General features: G+C 46.4%; 1 protein-coding gene. It reads right to left on the minus strand.

The window, feature by feature from the left end; translation table 11 throughout:
- On the minus strand, positions 1 to 571 hold a 571-nt coding region (locus tag RH40_RS13895), incomplete at its 3' end, for a BspA family leucine-rich repeat surface protein (protein WP_009602204.1).
- Between the last annotated feature and the right edge of the window lie 45 nt (positions 572 to 616).

Genomic DNA, 616 nt, shown 5'->3' on the forward strand with positions numbered 1-616 from the left:
CCAAATCGCTCAAATCCTGGTCAAAAGCAGAGGCTCCGCGGAACATACCTTCTACAGACTCTAAGTCTTCCACCATCCAAGTACTGATATCTTGGTTAAAGCTCGTCGCATCGTAAAACATATATGACATATCCGTCACCATGGGTGCTGTCCAACCTATGATGGGTTGATTGAACGACGAGGCACCAGAGAACATCCACCTCATATTTTTGACAAACCACACATCCCAGTTGTCAATGTTTTGGTTAAAGGCGGTGGCATCGTAAAACATATATGACATATCTACTACGCTGGAGGTATCCCAGCCACCGATGGGTTGGTTAAAGGCTTTGGCGTCTTCAAACATCGACGACATAGTTTCTACGCTGGAGGTATCCCAGTCACCGATGGGTTGGTTAAAGGCTTTGGCGCCTGAAAACATCCTCGCCATATTCCATACCTTGGAGGTGTCCCAATTGCCGATGGGCTGGTTAAAGGCTTTGGCGCCTTTAAACATTTCATACATATATTGAACTTTGGAGGTGTCCCAATTGCTGATGGGCTGGTTAAAGCTGGTAGCACCTTTAAACATGCCGTTCATTCCTGTAGAAAAATGCGAACCGACGTTGGAGGTGTC

It is taken from the genome of Vibrio caribbeanicus ATCC BAA-2122, from assembly GCF_000165125.1.
Lineage (GTDB): Bacteria > Pseudomonadota > Gammaproteobacteria > Enterobacterales > Vibrionaceae > Vibrio > Vibrio caribbeanicus.